The following is a 15,798-nucleotide window of genomic DNA, read 5'->3' as shown; positions in this document are numbered from 1 at the left end:
ATCGGCGCGGCGCGCACATGAACCACGGCGACATATGAATAGAAGGAGCGCGCCACGGGGTGGGGTCGGAGTGACGCAGGAGGTGGATCGGAAGGCAATGGACAACAGCAGAGCCGGGGTTGACGCGTCGCGCGCGAGGTTCTCCTGGGACTCCACGCACCCGGACGCCGTGTTCGGGGGATTCGACGTCTTCCCGCGGGATGGGGAGACACGGCTCGGCGGGGAGCTGGGCCGCCCGCGACCGTCATCGGCCGACCCGTCAGGATCGGCGCTGCCCGGTTGTCGGCAGGTCCTCGGGGAGGAGGGTGCGCAGGTCGTCGATGCTGGGTTGGCGTACGGAGGCCAGGCGGCGGGCCTGTTGGGTGACCATGGTTTCCAGGAGTTGGCGTGCCAGGCGTGCGTTGCCGAAGGAACGGTCGCGGGGGATGGCGTCGATGTGGTCGCGCAGCGTCTGAAGAGTGTTGTCCGAGCAGGTGTATCCGGAGTCCTCAGCGCTGTGTCCGACGATGGTGAGGAGTTCGTCGGTGGTGTAGCTCTCGAACTCCACCGAGCGGGAGAAGCGGGAGGCGAGGCCCGGGTTGGAGGCCAGGAACCGGCCCATCTCCTCCGTGTAGCCCGCGACGATGACCACCACCTCGTCACGGTGGTCCTCCATCAGCTTCAGCAGCGTGTCCACCGCCTCCCGGCCGAAGTCGGAGGACGAGCCCTCGGGGGTGAGGGTGTAGGCCTCGTCGATGAAGAGCACGCCGCCCATGGCGCTTTCGAAGACCTCTTTGGTGAGCTGCGCGGTGTGGCCGACGTAGCGGCCGACGAGGTCGGCGCGGGCCACTTCGATGAGTTGCCCCTTCGTCAGTACTCCTAGTGAATGGAGGAGTTGGGCGTAGAGGCGGGCCACGGTGGTCTTGCCGGTGCCGGGTGGCCCGGAGAAGACCAGGTGCTGGCTGATGCAGGGGGCGGGCAGTCCCGCGGCCTCGCGCTGCTTGGCCGTCGACAGCAGGCTGACCAGGTCGCCCACCTCGCGTTTGACGGCATCGAGTCCGATCATGGAGTTCAGCCTGGCCAGCATGGTCTCCCGGTCCTCGGCCGTCTCCCGCTCCGCCGATGCCGTGTCGCTGACGTCCTCCGGCAGCAGCTGCGTGAGGTCGCGCTCGGCGGGTTCGGCCATCGTGGCGAGCCGGACCGCCTGGCGGTCCACCATCTCCTCGAAGACCCCGCGCGCCGCCCGGCCGTTGCCGAACGTGGCGCCCCGGTCCATCCTCTCGAAGTGTGCGGCCAACGCCTCCGCCGTGCCCGGCCCGAGCTCGTACCGGTGGGAGGCGCACATGCTTTCGGTGATCGTCACCAGGTCCTCGACCGAGTAGTTCCCGAACTCGATGGTGCGCGTGAAGCGGGAGGCCAGGCCAGGGTTGGAGGAGAGGAACGAACCCATCTCCTCGGAGTAGCCGGCCGCGATCACCACCACATCCTCACGGTGGTCCTCCATCAGCTTCAGCAGGGTGTCGACCGCCTCCCGCCCGAAGTCGTTCGACGAACCTCCGGAGGTCAGCGTGTACGCCTCGTCGATGAACAGCACACCGCCGATCGCCTTGGTGAACGCCTCCGTCGTCTTGATCGCCGTGCCACCGATCACCTGTGCCACCAGATCCGCCCGCGACACCTCCACCAGGTGCCCCTGCGGCAGCACCCCGAGCTGCGACAGGATGGAGCCGTAGAGCCGCGCCACGGTCGTCTTGCCGGTGCCGGGCGGGCCCGCGAAGACCAGGTGGCGGCTCATCGACGGCACGGGCATGCCGAGACGTTGGCGCCGCTGGGCGAGTTGGTTGAGGTTGACCAGGGTGCGCACCTGGTGCTTGACGCCTTCGAGGCCGATCAGGGTCTCCAACTCCTCCAGCGGGTCCTTCGGTTCGTTGCGTCCGGAGTCCTTGCCGCCGCCCGGCCCGGCCTTCGTCGACACCTCGGAGCCCCAGCTGTCGGGCACGCCGTTGTCGGCGCTGGTCAGTTCCAGCACCTCCAGCCGCTCGCCTGCCCGGACCTGGTTCAGCCCGGCGCCCCGGTTGTCGCGCACCGTGCACCCGGTGACGCTGACCGGCTCGGCGGTGTCGACGCGGACGCCGTCGCCGACGCTGCCCCTGATCTCGCAGGAGTGGAGTTCGGCGCGGGCCCCCGCCGACAGCAGCACGCCATGTGCACCCGCGCCCCTGACCTGGCCGCGCGTCAGGGAGAGTTCGCCATCGTCCTCCACTACGACGCCGGACGCGCCGCTGCCGTCGAACTCGACGTCGCGCACGGTGGCGTAGCCCTCGCGGCCGACGGAGACGGCGGCTTCACCGGAGGCGCGCAGTACACAGTCGTCCAGTTGGGCGTTGCCGCCGTCGGCGATGCGTACGCCGTGCCCGGTCGCCCGTTCGACGATGCAGAACTCCAGTCGGCCGCGTCCCTGCTCACCCACCTCGACGCCGAACCGGCCAGGTGCCGTGATGTGGGCGTGCCGGATCAACGGGTTGGCGTGCGAGCGGATCGCGATGGCGCTGCCCTTGGCGTCCGCCACCTCCAGCCGGTCGAACTCCGCGGTCGACTCCTCCACGAGAAGCACCGCGGCTTCGGGGTCGGCACAGTCACGCACCACCGTGCGGAAGAACGACGGCGAACTGGAGTCGGCCACCCGGATCGCCGCCCCGCCGGCGGAACGGAACTCGCAGTCCTCGAAGGTGCCGCGCGAACGTTCCGTGACCACCAGCCCCTGACCCTTCGTCCGGGACGTGTCACACCGCCGCAGCAGGGGATCGGCGCCGGCCGACAGGGCGATCCCCGGTCCGGTCGTACCGGACACCGACACCTGCTCCAGCGTGGGACGTGAGGAACTGGTCAGGTAGACACCGATGGCGGAGTCACGGACGGTCGTGCGCAGGACCCGCGTCGTACTGTTGCCCTCCAACGCGATCGCGGGTTTGTCCGTCCCGGTGATGTCACACGACTCGATCGACCCCTGGGCCTCGCCGTTGGCCAGGACACCGTTGCCGCGCGCGTCGCGCATGCGGCAGTCACGGACGGTGGAGCGGGCGTTCTCGCTGAGCACGATCGCGGAACTGCCCAGGTTCTCCAGTACGCAGTCCTCGATGACGCTGCCGGTCTCGGACGTGTCCACGATTCCGGCGCCCTCGCGGTTGGTGACCCGGCAGCCACGCATCGCCAGCGATCCCGTCTGCCGTACCAGTACCGCCGTCCATCCCGACCCGACGACCGTGCACCGCTCCAGCGCCACCTGGCCGCGCGGCGCGTCCACCACGGCCACGTCCTCGCTGCCGCCGCGCAGCACGAGGTCGGTCAGCATCACCGCTTCCCCCACCAGCGTGAGCGCCGTGCCCCGCCGCGGACAGATCTCCACACTTCCCGGTTCGCCCTCGGCGACGATCGTCACCCGGGTCCGGACCGTGAGGTTCTCGGCATACCGGCCGGGACGGACGTGGAGGACCGCGCCCGTACGTGCCGCGGCCAGCGCCTCACCGATCGTCCGGAACCCGTCCGGCCCTTCCGGACCGACCGTCAGTACCTGCCGTGCCACGCCACGCCCTCCTGATTGTGTGGCGGAACGGGGCCAGGCCCGTTCCCCCTCTGCCATCCCATGTCATGTGCCGCAGGCCGGACGGCCTGTCCGGCCCTCCGGCCGCCCGTCCACTACGCCGACTCGGGGCCGAGGAGGGCGGTCTGGAGCTCCGTCTTCTTGCGGCGGGTGATGTGTGTACCGCGCCCCGGAACGAGGTTGCGGCCCTTCACGTTGCCGAAGACATAGCCCTCGGTGGGCGGGCAGGACAGCAGAATGCCGGGGGAGTTGACCTCCAGCAGGCGCCGCAGCAGGGGGTCGTTGAGTCCACGCCCCGCGCCGGCCGCCGCGCGGGCCACGATGAGGTGGGCACCGACCTCGTAGCCGAGGGCGAGGTGGTCCATCAGGGCGGAGAAGGGCTGGTTGAGCGGCCCGCCACCGCCGACCATGTCGTAGTCGTCGACCAGGATGAACAGGCGGGGGCCGGTCCACCAGTCGCACAGCCGCATACGGGAGGGGGCGATGTCGGGGCCCGGGAGCCGGGAGCGGATGGCGCGTGCCGCTCCCTCGACGAGTTCCTTGAGGGCGTCGGTGGAGACGGCGTGGCCGAGACGGTGGTCGTCGGGGACGGCTTCGACGAGTTCGCGGCGGTAGTCCACGACGATGATCTGGGCCTCGGCGGGCGTGTACCGGTCGGTGATGGCCTTGGCCATCAGGCGCAGCAGGTTGGTCTTGCCGCTCTCGGTGTCGCCGACGACGACGAGGTGGGGATTGGCCGCGAAGTCGTGCCAGAGGGGCTCCATCCGGTCTTCCTCCACGCCCAGCGGCACACGCAGGTCGCCTTCGGCGGGCGGGAGTTCGGCGGCGGGCAGAAGCGTGGGCAGCATCCGCACCTGGGGAGCGGGCGGGCCTGTCCAGTGCTCGCGCACGCGGGCCACCAGGTCCGCGACGCCCTCGGAGAGATCGTCGGCTTCCGGCTTTCCGTCGATGCGGGGCAGGGCGGCGAGGTAGTGGAGCTTGGATTCGCGGGTCAGGCCGCGGCCGGGGACGCGGGGGACGCCGGCGGCTTTGCGGGGGTCGATGCCGGAGTCCATCGGGTCACCCATCCGCAGTTCCAGGCGGGTGCCGGACTGGTCGCGGATGGCGGCGGCGAGCTCGACCCAGCGGGCGGTGCTGGTGACGAGGTGGATTCCGTAGTTGAGGCCGCGTTGGGCGATGGCGTTGAAGGTCTGGATGTGCTGGTCGTAGTCCTGGCGGACGGTGGGCCAGCCGTCGATGACGAGGAAGGCGTCGCCATGCGTCTCCTCCGGGAACTCACCCGCCGCGCGGCGGCGACGGTAGGCGGCCATGGAGTCGATGCCGTGTTCGAGGAAGAACTTCTCCCGGTGGGCGAGGAGCGAGGTGATCTCGGCGATGACGCGGCCGACGCGCTCCTTGTCCATGCGGGCGGCGACGCCGCCGACGTGGGGGAGCTGGGCGAGCCCGGCCAGGGTTCCGCCGCCGAAGTCGAGGCAGTAGAACTGCACCTCGCGGGGGGTGTGGGTGAGCGCGAGGGAGACGATCAGGGTGCGGATCAGAGTGGACTTGCCGCTCTGCGGCCCGCCCGCGATGGCCACGTGGCCACCGGCAGCGGACAGGTCGACCATCATCTTGTCCCGGCGCTGGTCGAAGGGCCGGTCGATGATGCCCACCGGCGCGGTGAGCCGCCCCCGCCGGGCGCGGTCGCAAGTCAGCCCGTACGTGACGTCCGGCGCCAGCGGCCCCAGCAGTTCATCCACCGTGGACGGCTCGTTCAGCGGCGGCAGCCACACCTGATGGGCGGGCGGCCCGGCGTCGCGCAGCCGCTCCACGGCGACCGACAGCAGCGAGTCACCGTCCTCCTCCTCGTCCGGCTGCTCCGGCTCGTTCTCCGGCGAGTCCGGCAGCTGCCGGGGCACGACCCAGCCCGCGGTCCACGGCACCACCTGGCTGGCGACGCGGGCCTGATGGGCCGACCCGCTCCGCCGGCGGTACGGTCCGGAGACGTACGCGGCCCGGAACCGGGTCAGCGCCTCCACACCCGTCTTGATGAAGCCACTGCCCGGTGTCGGCGGCAGCTCGTAGGCGTCCGGCACCCCCAGCACGCCCCGGCTCTCCATCGCGGAGAACGTCCGCAGACCGATGCGGTAGGACAGGTGGGACTCCAGCTGGTGCATCCGGCCTTCGTCGAGGCGCTGCGAGGCGAGCAGCAGGTGCACCCCGAGGCTGCGTCCGAGCCGGCCGATCATGACGAACAGCTCCATGAACTCCCGGTGTGCGGCGAGCAGTTCGCTGAACTCGTCGACCACGACGAACAGGCTCGGCAGCGGCGCGAGCGGTGTCCCGTCGGCCCGTGCCTTCTCGTAGTCGAGGGCGGAGGTGTAGTTGCCGGCGGCACGCAGGAGTTCCTGGCGGCGGATGAGCTCACCGTGCAGGGCGTCCTGCATACGGGAGACGAGCGCCACCTCGTCCGCGAGGTTGGTGATGACCGCGGAGGTGTGCGGCAGCTCGTCCAGCCCCAGGAACGTGGCGCCACCCTTGAAGTCCACCAGCACGAAGTTCAGCGTCTCCGAGGAGTTGGCCAGCGCCAGCCCCAGCACCAGCGTACGCAGCAGCTCACTCTTGCCCGACCCAGTCGCGCCGATCAGCATTCCGTGCGGGCCGGTGCCTCCTTGCGCGGACTCCTTGATGTCCAGCTCCACCGGGGCCCCGTCAGGTCCCACCGCGATCGGCACCCGCAACCGCCGCGCCCCCGTATGCCGCTGCCACAGTGTGGCCGGCTCATGCCGGTGCAGGTCGGGGATGCCCAGCAGGGACGTCAGCTCGACGTCGGTGGCCAGGGGCTGGGCGGAGTCCGTGGCCACGCCCATGCGGTACGGGGCGAGCTGCTTGGCCAGCGCCGTCGCCGTGACGACACCCATCCGGTCCGGCAGCCCCAGCGCAGTGTGCTGCTCCTTGCGCTCCCGGTCGGTGCGCACCAGCCGCATGACCTCCTCGGCGAGGTCGAGCCGGAGCGTGGCCCGGCCGGGCCGCCAGGTGAGCGAGCCGTCCAGGTCGAGGACGACCGCGTTACGGAAGCCGGAACCGTCCATCCGATGGCCGCCCGGGACGGTGGCCCCGTCCAGGACGACGAGCGTGTACGGCTCCTCGCGCCCGGCCACGGCGTCGGCGTCGAACGAGGGGCGTTCGGTGAACTCGGCGCCGAGGACTTCGTCGAGCTCGTTGACGGAGCAGACCACCCTGCGCACGGGGCCGGCGCCGTCGGAGTCCTGCTGGTGCAGGCTGTGGGGGAGCCACTTCACCCATTCCCACGCGCCCCGCCGCTCGTCCGACACGCAGACGGCGATCCACAGATCCTCGGGGGAGTGGGAGACGGCCAGCTGGGCCACCATCGCCCGCCCCAGCGCGCGGACGCGTTCCTCGTCGCCGCGGAACAGTACCCGGGCCCAGGTCCGCAGGTAGACGGCGATGGGCTGCTCGGGCACGGTGGAATAGGCACGGATGAAGCTGCGCAGCGCGTGCGCGCTGAGCGGTTCCAGGTCCTCGACCGGCTTGGTGGACAGCGGCGCCAGCCGTAGCCCCAGCTTCTGGTCGCCGACCGCGACCCGCACCTCGCCGAAGTCGTGATCCGAGGGGCGGCGTTCCCACAGCCGGGTGGTGCCCACAAGCCACGACAGGCCGGCCGGCTCCGGGTGGCGCCACGCCAGGGCCCGCTGCTGGTCGGCCACCGCGGCGCGCACCTTGCGCCGGATCTGGCGCAGGTAGCGCAGGTAGTCCCGGCGCTCGCCCTTGAGTTTCTGCTTGCGTTCGCTGGCCCGGCGCATGAACTGTCCCAGGATCATGGCGGCGGCGGAGACGACCATCATGCCCAGGGCCAGGTAGATGAAGGCGCCGCTCCTGGAGCCTCCGGGCCGCATGTACATGAGCATCATGGACACCGACATCAGCGCCATGGGGAGGTAGTTCCAGATGGCCGAGGAGTCGGCGGTGACCTCGGGGAGCGTGGGCGGCTCCTGGAGGCTCAACTCTCCTTCGGGCATGTCCGGTCCGCGCCGACGCGCGGGCCTGCGGAACAGGACGGTACTCAAGCGGTTGGTCTCCTTCGGAGGGTGCTGCCCAGGCGGCCGCACCCGAGGACGACTCGGTGGCGACGCGGGATGGTGTGGACGCCGCCCCGGACGAGCAGGGCAACGGCGACGCGAGAGGAACGCGTGAAGGCGCGGCAGGCAGCGCGCTGAGTTCGCGGCCGGTCCGGGGGCAGGAACCCCGGCCGGACGGGAAGAGTCTACGATCCGTCTCTACGGTTCACTGAGCGGGACGCAGACGAGTAGGCGGTTCAGCTCAGTAGTGTGCAGGGCAACCACGCGTACGTCCAACGCGTAGGCCCGACACGTGCGTTCACCACGCACCCCCGCGCACATCCCACGCGCGAGTCCACCGTACGTCCCTCCCGGAGACTCCAGGTCTCCCGACGAAGCGTGAGTTTTCCCATGCCTGAGAGCACAACGGCAGGCCTGTGCCGCGTCACCGTGCGCACGCCCGCCGTATCCATCGACCTGGCGGTGCCCGCCGACGTACCCGTGGCGGATCTGCTCCCCACCCTGGCGAGTTACGCCGGCGAAGATCTCGCCGAAAAGGGGCTGGAACACAGCGGCTGGGTCCTCCAGCGGCTGGGCGGGCAGCCGCTGGAGGAGGAACGCAGCCTGGAATCCATCGGATTGCACGACGGCGAGACCCTCTACCTGCGCCCGCGCACCGACGTCCTGCCCGAAGTGGTGCTGGACGACCTGGTGGACGGCATCGCCGAGACCATGCAGGACCGCCCCTTCGGGTGGGCCGCGAAGACCAGCCGCAGAACGCTCCTGGGTGTTCTCCTGCTCACCCTCGCGGCCGGACTGGCCACCCTCGCCCTGCCGGGGGCCTCCGGCGAGCTGCGGGCACTGGCCGCCGCCGTCGCCGGGATGCTGCTGCTCGGGGGAGCCGGCTCGGCCAGTCGCGCCGTCGGCGACGCGGAGGCCGGCGCGGTGCTGGGCCTGGCCGCCGTACCGTACTTCGGCCTGGCCGGCTGGCTGCTCCCCGGCGGCGCCCTCAGCGGTCCGCACCACTACGAGACGCTGGGCAGCCGGCTCCTGGCCGCCGGTGCCGCGGCGGCGGGCGGTGCGATGCTCGCGGTCGCGGTGGTGGTCGCGTTCGCCGCGCTGTTCCTGGCCCTGGTCGCGGTCGCCGTGGCCGCGGTCCTGGCAGGGGCGTTGATGATGACCGCCGACCTGGGCCCGGGCCACACGGCCGGGCTCCTCGCCCTGGCCGCGGTCATCTTCGGAGCCTTCGTACCCTCGATGTCATTCCGGCTCGCCGGACTGCGGATGCCGCCCCTGCCGACCAACGCCCAGCAGCTCCAGGAGGGCATCGAGCCGCACCTGCCGTCCACCGTGGCCGCTCGCGCGGTCGTCGCCGACGGTTGGATGACCGGCCTGTACGGCGCCACCGCCGCCATCTGCGCCACCTGCCTGTACGGTCTCGCCCACGGCCCCACGCTTCCCACCACGCTCACCGTCGTGGCCCTGTCGCTGCTCCTGCTGCTGCACAGCCGCAGCCTGGGCAACTCGCTCCAGCGCCTGTCACTGGTCGCCGCGGGCGTGTGGGGTGCCGGACTGCTGGCCTACGACGTCGCCCTCTCCACCACTCCGGGCGGGCGGCTGCTGCTGGTCGCGGGGGTGCTGGCGGCCGCGGCCGCCCTCGCCATCGCCTCCTGGACGGTGCCCGGCCGGCGACTGGTCCCCTACTGGGGCCGCTTCGCCGAGATCCTGCACTTCGCCATGGCCATCAGCCTGCTGCCCCTGTCGCTGTGGGTGCTCGGCGTCTACGGCTGGCTGCGCGCCCTCAACGGATAACCCCCAAGGACGAGTTCCTCATGCAGAACAAACGCGACCAGGTCCAGGCCCACATGTTCCTCATGGGCCGGCTCACCTCCAGCATGCTGCGCTCCGATCCGGACGCGCCGGAAAGCCCGCAGGGCCGCACCAACCGAGGCATAGCCGTCGGCGTCATCGTCGCCATCCTGCTGGCCGCCGGAGCCTTCGTCCTCGGCCTCGTCAGCCCCGGTACGACGGACTCCTGGCGCTCCTCCGGCGATCTCATCGTCGACAAGAACACCGGGGCCCGCTACCTCTTCCTCGACGGCCGGCTCCGCCCCGTGCGCAACTACGCGTCCGCCAAGCTCCTCACCGGAGGAGACCTGGCCACGACCACCGTGGGAGCGAAGTCCCTCATGGGCACACCGCACGGGACCCCGGTCGGCATCGAGGGGGCGCCGGACGAGGTTCCCGGCGCCGGTGACCTGTCCGGCGACCCCTGGCAGGTGTGCGCCACACCCACGAAGGACGCCACGGCCAGGACCGGTTCCCTCACCACACTGGCGGTGGGCAACGGCGCCGGTGGTGACCCCCTCGGCAAGGGGCAGGGGGTTCTGGTGGTGGGGCCCGGGGGTACCGAATACCTCCTCTGGCAGGGCAGCCGCCTGCGGCTGGACCGCGGCTCCGCCGCCCAGGAGGCCCTCGGCTACGCCTCCGTCACCCCCGTGCCGGTCTCGGCGGCGTTCCTCAACGCCCTGCCCACCGGCCCCGACCTGGCTCCGCCCGACATCCCCGGCCTCGGTGACCCCGGGCCCCGGTTGGGGGACCGGTCGACGAGGGTCGGGCAGATCTTCCAGCTGGCCGTGCCGGGCTCCAGCGCGCGCTACTACCTGCTGCGCGAGGACGGCCTGACCCCGCTCACCGCCACCGAGGTGGCCTTGGTCCTCGGCGATCCGCACACTCGCCAGAAGGCATACGGTGGCACCTCCCCGGCCCCCGTCACGCTGACCTCCGAGGCACTCAAGAGCCATCTGGCGCCCGGTGCGGGGAAGACCAAGGGCCCCGGAGAGTCGCCGGAGAACCCACCGAAGCCGGTGACGGTCCCGCAGGACCAGACGCTCTGCGCGCGAGTCACCCCGCAGTCCAAGGGCACCCGCGTGGGCGTGGCGCTGGCGGCCAACGGCGACCTCGGTCCGGTGGCCCAGCACTCCTCCCCAGCGGCCGCCGCGCCGTGTCTGCCTGTGGACCGGATCACCGTGCCACCGGGCCGCGGCGCCCTGGTCCGGGCCGTGGGCGCGGGCGGAGGCAAGGTCGGCTCCACGCTCTACCTGGTCACCGAGGCCGGTGTGAAGTACCGCCTCTCCACCCAGGACGCCGTCGCGGCGCTGGGCTACCAGGACATGTCACCGGAGGAGATGCCCGCGTTGATGCTGGCGATGCTGCCGTCCGGCCCCGACCTGTCCCCGGGGGCCGCGGAGACCGGCCGCACCGACGTCACGGCACCGCGGTGCACCTGGCGGGAACAGCGCGACACACCAGAATCAAACTGACGACACATCAGATCTCCGGGGAATCAAACAGCCGCTCGTAACATCGCCACGCCACGGACCGAACGACGAGAGGGGCATCGGTGAGTGTGTTTCAGAACGGCATGCGGGAGTTCGAGGAGTCAGCGACACGGAACGGCATCCAGGCCCTGGAGGTGGCCTTCAACGGCATCTTGAAGCGCCGTGAGGATGTCGAGGGCATCAAGATCAACCTGATGACCCACTACAGGGGCAGTGACGGTGGGGGATTCAAGGGGCTGGTCGACGCCTGGGATGACAAGGCGGAGGTCATCATGACCAACCTGCAGGCCGTGATCGATGAGCTCAACGAAACGCTCAGGGAGAACGGCAAGCAGCAGGGTTCCGCGAACGAGCAGATCGAGCGGGAGTACCAGGAGTCGGACCGGATCTTCGACGCCCTGCAGGGCTGACACACACCGAGCGGTACGCCCCACGTTCCACCCCAGTGCCCCCGCCGTACCCGGAGCGAGACGAGGACAGTTATGAGCGACTTCACCGACGGCCACATCTACGTCGACCACTCGCAGATGAGCAACGCCTCGGAGGAGCTGAACGCGCAGACGAACGCCATCAGGACCATACTCTCCGAGCTGGAGATGCAGATCCAGGGGCTCATGAACTCGTGGATCGGTGACGACAAGGACATCTACGCCCAGAAGCAGGAGATCTGGAACAAGGCGGTCGATGCGATGGCGCACCTGCTGACCCAGCACTCCCGCCTGCTGGAGTCGGTCTCCGAGAACTACAAGGCCAGCGGGAATGTGCTGGCGGAGAGGTGGGGCTCGGTGAAGATCGGCCGCTGACGCTCCACGGCGGCCGTACACCCCCGCGGCCGCCGCGTCCGCGTGCCCGGGGCCGCCCGCCTTCGATCGGCAGGTCTCGCTCACCGTCGCCGACGAGAGCGGCGGGCGGCCCGTTTTCAGACTCCTGAGCGTAAAGGACCCGCCGTGGACCAGACCGAACAGACCGACCCGAACTCCGACACCACCAAGCTCGCCCTGGACAAGGCGGGGCTCGAGAGCTTCCGCGACGACCGCGTGCGGCCGTTCCGGGAGGAGATCGGCAAGATGCTGGTGGACGACCCCAATTTCGGCCCGGCCGTGGGCACGCTCATCGGCAAAGAGGACATCAAGTTCGAGGACTTCGACTCCTACCTGGCGGGGAAGCCACTGGCGCTCGGCTGGATGATGCGGAACGACGAGGTCGACGGTCAGGTGGGGAAGCTCAATACGGGCCTCGCGAAGATGTTCGACGAGCTCCAGACCATCTTCGGCGAGCAGATCACGCTCTTCGAGGACATCGAGAGCAACCTGGACGCCACCTTGAAGTCCCTATTCGCGACGCAGAACACCAACCTGACATCGATCGACGGCCAGAAGTTCCTGGACATCTTCGAGGACGTGGACGAGGACATGGGTGGCGGTCAGGGCGCCGGCGAGGGCGATGACTAGCGACTGACCACCCGTTGCCGCCTCGCCACACCACCACCGTCCCACCTCTACTGATCCACAGCTCGCCGGAGGTCCTCCGCCATGTCCAAAAACGTCCCCGTCGCGACCTCCGACGACGACTGGTGGTCCCGGGCGGTTCGCGTGTTCACCGGGGTCAAGATTCCGGAGCGGGCGGACTTGTTCGACGCGCTCATCGGGAACGACGGCATCCCGCTGATGCGCCTGGAGTTCTCCGACTTCGACGGCGAGCCCTCCAACGCGATCCTGGACGCGGTGGACGCCATGTCCTGGCGCACTGAGAACTCCGGGTATCGCATCAACAACACGGACTTCGTCGTCCCCTTCTACTCAGGGAAACACGGACCGATCGGTAAGGCCGATCCCCCCACGAAGGTCGTGATGAAGCAGGCTCGTATCACCATGCTCGGCCCGATGAGCCTGACGGAGGACGAGCTTTTCGTGGGTGGCAGCTGGGGAAGTCACCTCGGCAAGGACTTCCAGAACCAGCCCAAGGACACCCAGTGGAACAACGTCGGTGTGGCGCACTACAGCTACGGCGGTGGTAAAGCCCTGGAGCAGTTGCTGACCACGTACAAGACCCCCGGTTTCAACTGGCACGGCCTCACAGTCAATGAGGATGACGCGGTCGACCTCGAATCGTTCGGCAGGGCGGCCGAGGCCGTTGACCGGGTCGCGCGCTTCTTCGCGAGCGGGCACGAGGCGCTCAAGGACTGGGAGTTCGACCTGGGGACCGAGGAAGCGGCCTGGAAGGGCATGGCCGCCGGCGTCTTCCGGGACATGATCCATGGGATCACCCGCAATTACGAGTCGTACAGCGAACAGATCCCGCTCGAAGGCCTCGGTTCGACGTACGGCAATCAACTCCGCCGGTATCAGAAGGATATCTACGACGCAGCAGACCGCCTTCATCAAGTATGGAACCTGTGGCACGGGACGGAAGGGAACCCCCTGCGTCACCTGCATGACGTTCTCCTGGAGGTTACGAATTGGATCTGGGACAACAACATCACCAAGGTCCGCTACGTCCTCGGCAGCACCGATGGCAGCTCCCTAGACGACCACCACAAGGTGAAGTACAAGGGCTTCAGTGCCGACTACAAGGATTTCGGGCTGCTGGAGGAGAAGTCGACGTGGAAGAAGATCGGCGAGGAGGCGATCAAGCGCTGGCAGCAATCTGTTGTGGACACGCTCGGGACGGCGGGGATGCAGGCTGTCCTCGACATCCAGAACACCGTCAATGACCAGAAACTGCCGGAGAAGATCGAGACCAAGACCACCAGTCTGAGCCAGGAGTTCACCCAGGACCAGGGAGAGAAGGAGAAGGCGGACCAGGAGAAGAAGCAGGACGAGGCCGAGCGGAAGGCGGACGAGAGGCAGGCGGACCAGGAGAAGAAGCAGGACGAGAGGCAGGCGGAGCAGGACAGGAAGCAGGACGAGGCCGAGCGGAAGGCGGACGAGAGGCAGGCGGACCAGGAGAAGAAGCAGGACGAGAGGCAGGCGGAGCAGGACAGGAAGCAGGACGAGGCCGAGCGGAAGGCGGACGAGAGGCAGGCGGAGCAGGACAGGAAGCAGGACGAGGCCCAGCGGAAGGCGGACGAGAAGCAGGCGGACCAGGAGAAGAAGGCGGACGAGAGGCAGGCGGAGCAGGACAGGAAGCAGGACGAGGCCCAGCAGAAGGCGGACGAGAAGCAGGCAGAGCAAGAACAGAAGCAGGACGAGCAGGAACAGAAGGCCGAGCAGAAGCAGGCGGAGCAGGAGCGGAAGCAGGCGGAGAAGGAGGCAGAGCAGGAGCGGAAGCAGGACGAGCAGGAGCAGAAGGCCGAGCAGAAGCAGGCCGAGCAGGAACAGAAGCAGGAGGAGCAGCTCAAACGACAGGAAGAACAGCAACTGGCTGCCACTAATTTGGCCCGCGCGGATCGGGAGGAGCAGAAGAAGCAACAAGAGAAGAAGGAGCAGGAGCAGGAGCAGAAGCAGGCCGAGCAGGAGCAGGAGGCCGAGCAGAAGCAGGCCGAACAGGAGAGGAAACAGGAGGAGCTCCAGAAGGACCAGGAACAGCAACGCATCCAGACCGAGAGCGAGTTCGAGGCCAAGCAGGCGGAGCAGGAGGCGGAGCAGGAGAAGAAACAGCAGGAGGCTGAGGCCAAGCAGGAGCAGCTGCAGCAGGAACAGGAGCAGAAGCAGGCCGAGCAGGAACAGAAGGCTGAACAGAAGCAGGCCGAGCAGGAACAGAAGCAGGAGGAGAAGGAGAAGGAGGCCGAGCAGAAGCAGGCGGCGCAGGAGCAGAAGGCCGAGCAGAAGCAGGCGGAGCAGGAGGCCAGGCAGGAGCAACTGCAGAAGGAGCAGGAGGCAAAGCAGGCCGAGGCCGAGAAGCGCTACGAGGAACAGACCCAAGCACTCGGCGGCGGAAACGGCAGCGCGGAAAGCCCGTGGCCCTCCGGCGCGGACCTCCCCGGCGGATCCTCGCTCGACACCAGTGGCGCCACCACGACGCTCAACCCCGACCAGTCGGTCACCATGGAGTTCCCGGACGGGACGACGCGGACCTTCGACCCGCAGAGCGGCGACTTCACCACAGTCGAGTCGGACGGCTCGACGGACGTCGGCTCCCTCCCCGCCGGGGAGTCGATCACCAACAGCGACGGCAGCACCACCACCCTCAACCGCGACGGCACCCTCACCACCGAATTCCCCGACGGCAGCAGCAGCCGGATCGACCCGGACACGGGCACGGTCACCAGCCGCCAGCCCGATGGGTCGACCACCACCACCGAGATCGAGTCGGGCCAGACGCTGCCCAGCAACCTCGGCGGCGGGCAGGACCTCCCCTCGCCGTCGTACGGAGGCGGCTCGGACAGCCCGAGTGGTTCCTATGGCTCGTACGACTCCGGTTATGAGGAGGCGTTGTACGACGACACGCCGTACAACGACGCCCCGCCCGGCAACGGTTACGACGCGGAATCAGGCTCGGGAAGCGGCTTGTCCGGCGGCATGCCGGGCGGGATGCCGATGCTGCCCATGGGCACGAGCATCAACGGCAACGTCAGCGGTGGCTCCGGGGGCGAGCGGGTCCGCGCCGTGATGGACGACAGCAGCCAGCCCATCACACGCGGCGGCTCCCGCGTGAACCGCTCCGGCCAGGACCAGGAGGAGGTCGCGGCGCAGCGCGGCGGTATGGCCACGGCGGGCGGCATGCCCTTCGCCCCGCCGATGGGCGGCATGGGCGGCGGTCAGCCGCAGACCGAGAGCACCGACCGGGAGAGGACCGCGTGGCTGGACGAGGACGAGGACGTCTGGGGCACGGACCAGGGCGGCGCGCCGGCCGTCATCGGGCGATGAGCGGCCGAGGA

Annotated in this window: 8 protein-coding genes; 6 read left to right on the top strand and 2 right to left on the bottom strand. The window is 69.4% G+C overall.

Annotation, left to right across the window (positions count from 1 at the left end; genetic code table 11):
• Window positions 1–259: 259 nt before the first annotated feature.
• The gene (locus AB0959_RS08695; protein ID WP_366825591.1) at window positions 260–3,562 is read right to left on the bottom strand and encodes a right-handed parallel beta-helix repeat-containing protein; all 3,303 of its coding nucleotides are present in this window, start codon (window positions 3,560–3,562) and stop codon (window positions 260–262) included.
• Window positions 3,563–3,675: 113 nt separating this feature from the next.
• Window positions 3,676–7,647: a type VII secretion protein EccCa gene (gene eccCa / locus AB0959_RS08690; protein ID WP_366825590.1), complete on the bottom strand. Its 3,972-nt coding sequence runs from the start codon at window positions 7,645–7,647 to the stop codon at window positions 3,676–3,678.
• A gap of 402 nt (window positions 7,648–8,049) precedes the next feature.
• Between eccCa and eccD the strand changes: the two genes are divergently transcribed.
• From eccD to AB0959_RS08660, 6 genes are all read left to right on the top strand, one after another.
• Window positions 8,050–9,450 carry a type VII secretion integral membrane protein EccD gene (gene eccD / locus AB0959_RS08685; RefSeq protein ID WP_366825589.1) on the top strand — a complete coding sequence of 467 codons (1,401 nt, stop codon included), beginning with the start codon at window positions 8,050–8,052 and terminating at the stop codon, window positions 9,448–9,450.
• Between the two features lie 20 nt (window positions 9,451–9,470).
• Window positions 9,471–10,961, top strand: a complete 1,491-nt coding sequence (gene eccB / locus AB0959_RS08680) for a type VII secretion protein EccB (RefSeq protein ID WP_366825588.1) — start codon at window positions 9,471–9,473, stop codon at window positions 10,959–10,961.
• An 80-nt stretch (window positions 10,962–11,041) separates the two neighbouring features.
• Window positions 11,042–11,389 (top strand): hypothetical protein, encoded by a 348-nt coding sequence (locus tag AB0959_RS08675; RefSeq protein WP_366825587.1) that lies wholly within the window; start codon window positions 11,042–11,044, stop codon window positions 11,387–11,389.
• A gap of 72 nt (window positions 11,390–11,461) precedes the next feature.
• Entirely contained in the window at window positions 11,462–11,782 is a 321-nt protein-coding gene (locus AB0959_RS08670) for a WXG100 family type VII secretion target (protein ID WP_366825586.1), read from the top strand.
• A 144-nt stretch (window positions 11,783–11,926) separates the two neighbouring features.
• A complete protein-coding gene (locus tag AB0959_RS08665; RefSeq protein WP_366825585.1) occupies window positions 11,927–12,430 on the top strand; it encodes a type VII secretion system-associated protein in 504 nt (167 codons plus the stop codon).
• 81 nt (window positions 12,431–12,511) lie between these two features.
• Window positions 12,512–15,787, top strand: a complete 3,276-nt coding sequence (locus AB0959_RS08660; RefSeq protein WP_366825584.1) for an AAWKG family protein — start codon at window positions 12,512–12,514, stop codon at window positions 15,785–15,787.
• Window positions 15,788–15,798 lie beyond the last annotated feature (11 nt).

Origin of the sequence: Streptomyces sp. NPDC046862, assembly GCF_040704615.1 — a bacterium.
In the GTDB taxonomy this organism is placed as follows: Bacteria; Actinomycetota; Actinomycetes; order Streptomycetales; family Streptomycetaceae; genus Streptomyces.
The sequence above is the reverse complement of the archived record's forward strand: the minus strand, read 5'-3'. Positions and strand labels throughout refer to the sequence as shown.

Bases quoted from the DNA above. Each gene is read 5' to 3' on its own strand.
- eccB (WP_366825588.1), top strand. From the start codon at position 9,471: ATGCAGAACAAACGCGACCAGGTCCAGGCCCACATGTTCCTCATGGGC.
- eccD (WP_366825589.1), top strand. From the start codon at position 8,050: ATGCCTGAGAGCACAACGGCAGGCCTGTGCCGCGTCACCGTGCGCACG.
- AB0959_RS08660 (WP_366825584.1), top strand. From the start codon at position 12,512: ATGTCCAAAAACGTCCCCGTCGCGACCTCCGACGACGACTGGTGGTCC.
- AB0959_RS08670 (WP_366825586.1), top strand. From the start codon at position 11,462: ATGAGCGACTTCACCGACGGCCACATCTACGTCGACCACTCGCAGATG.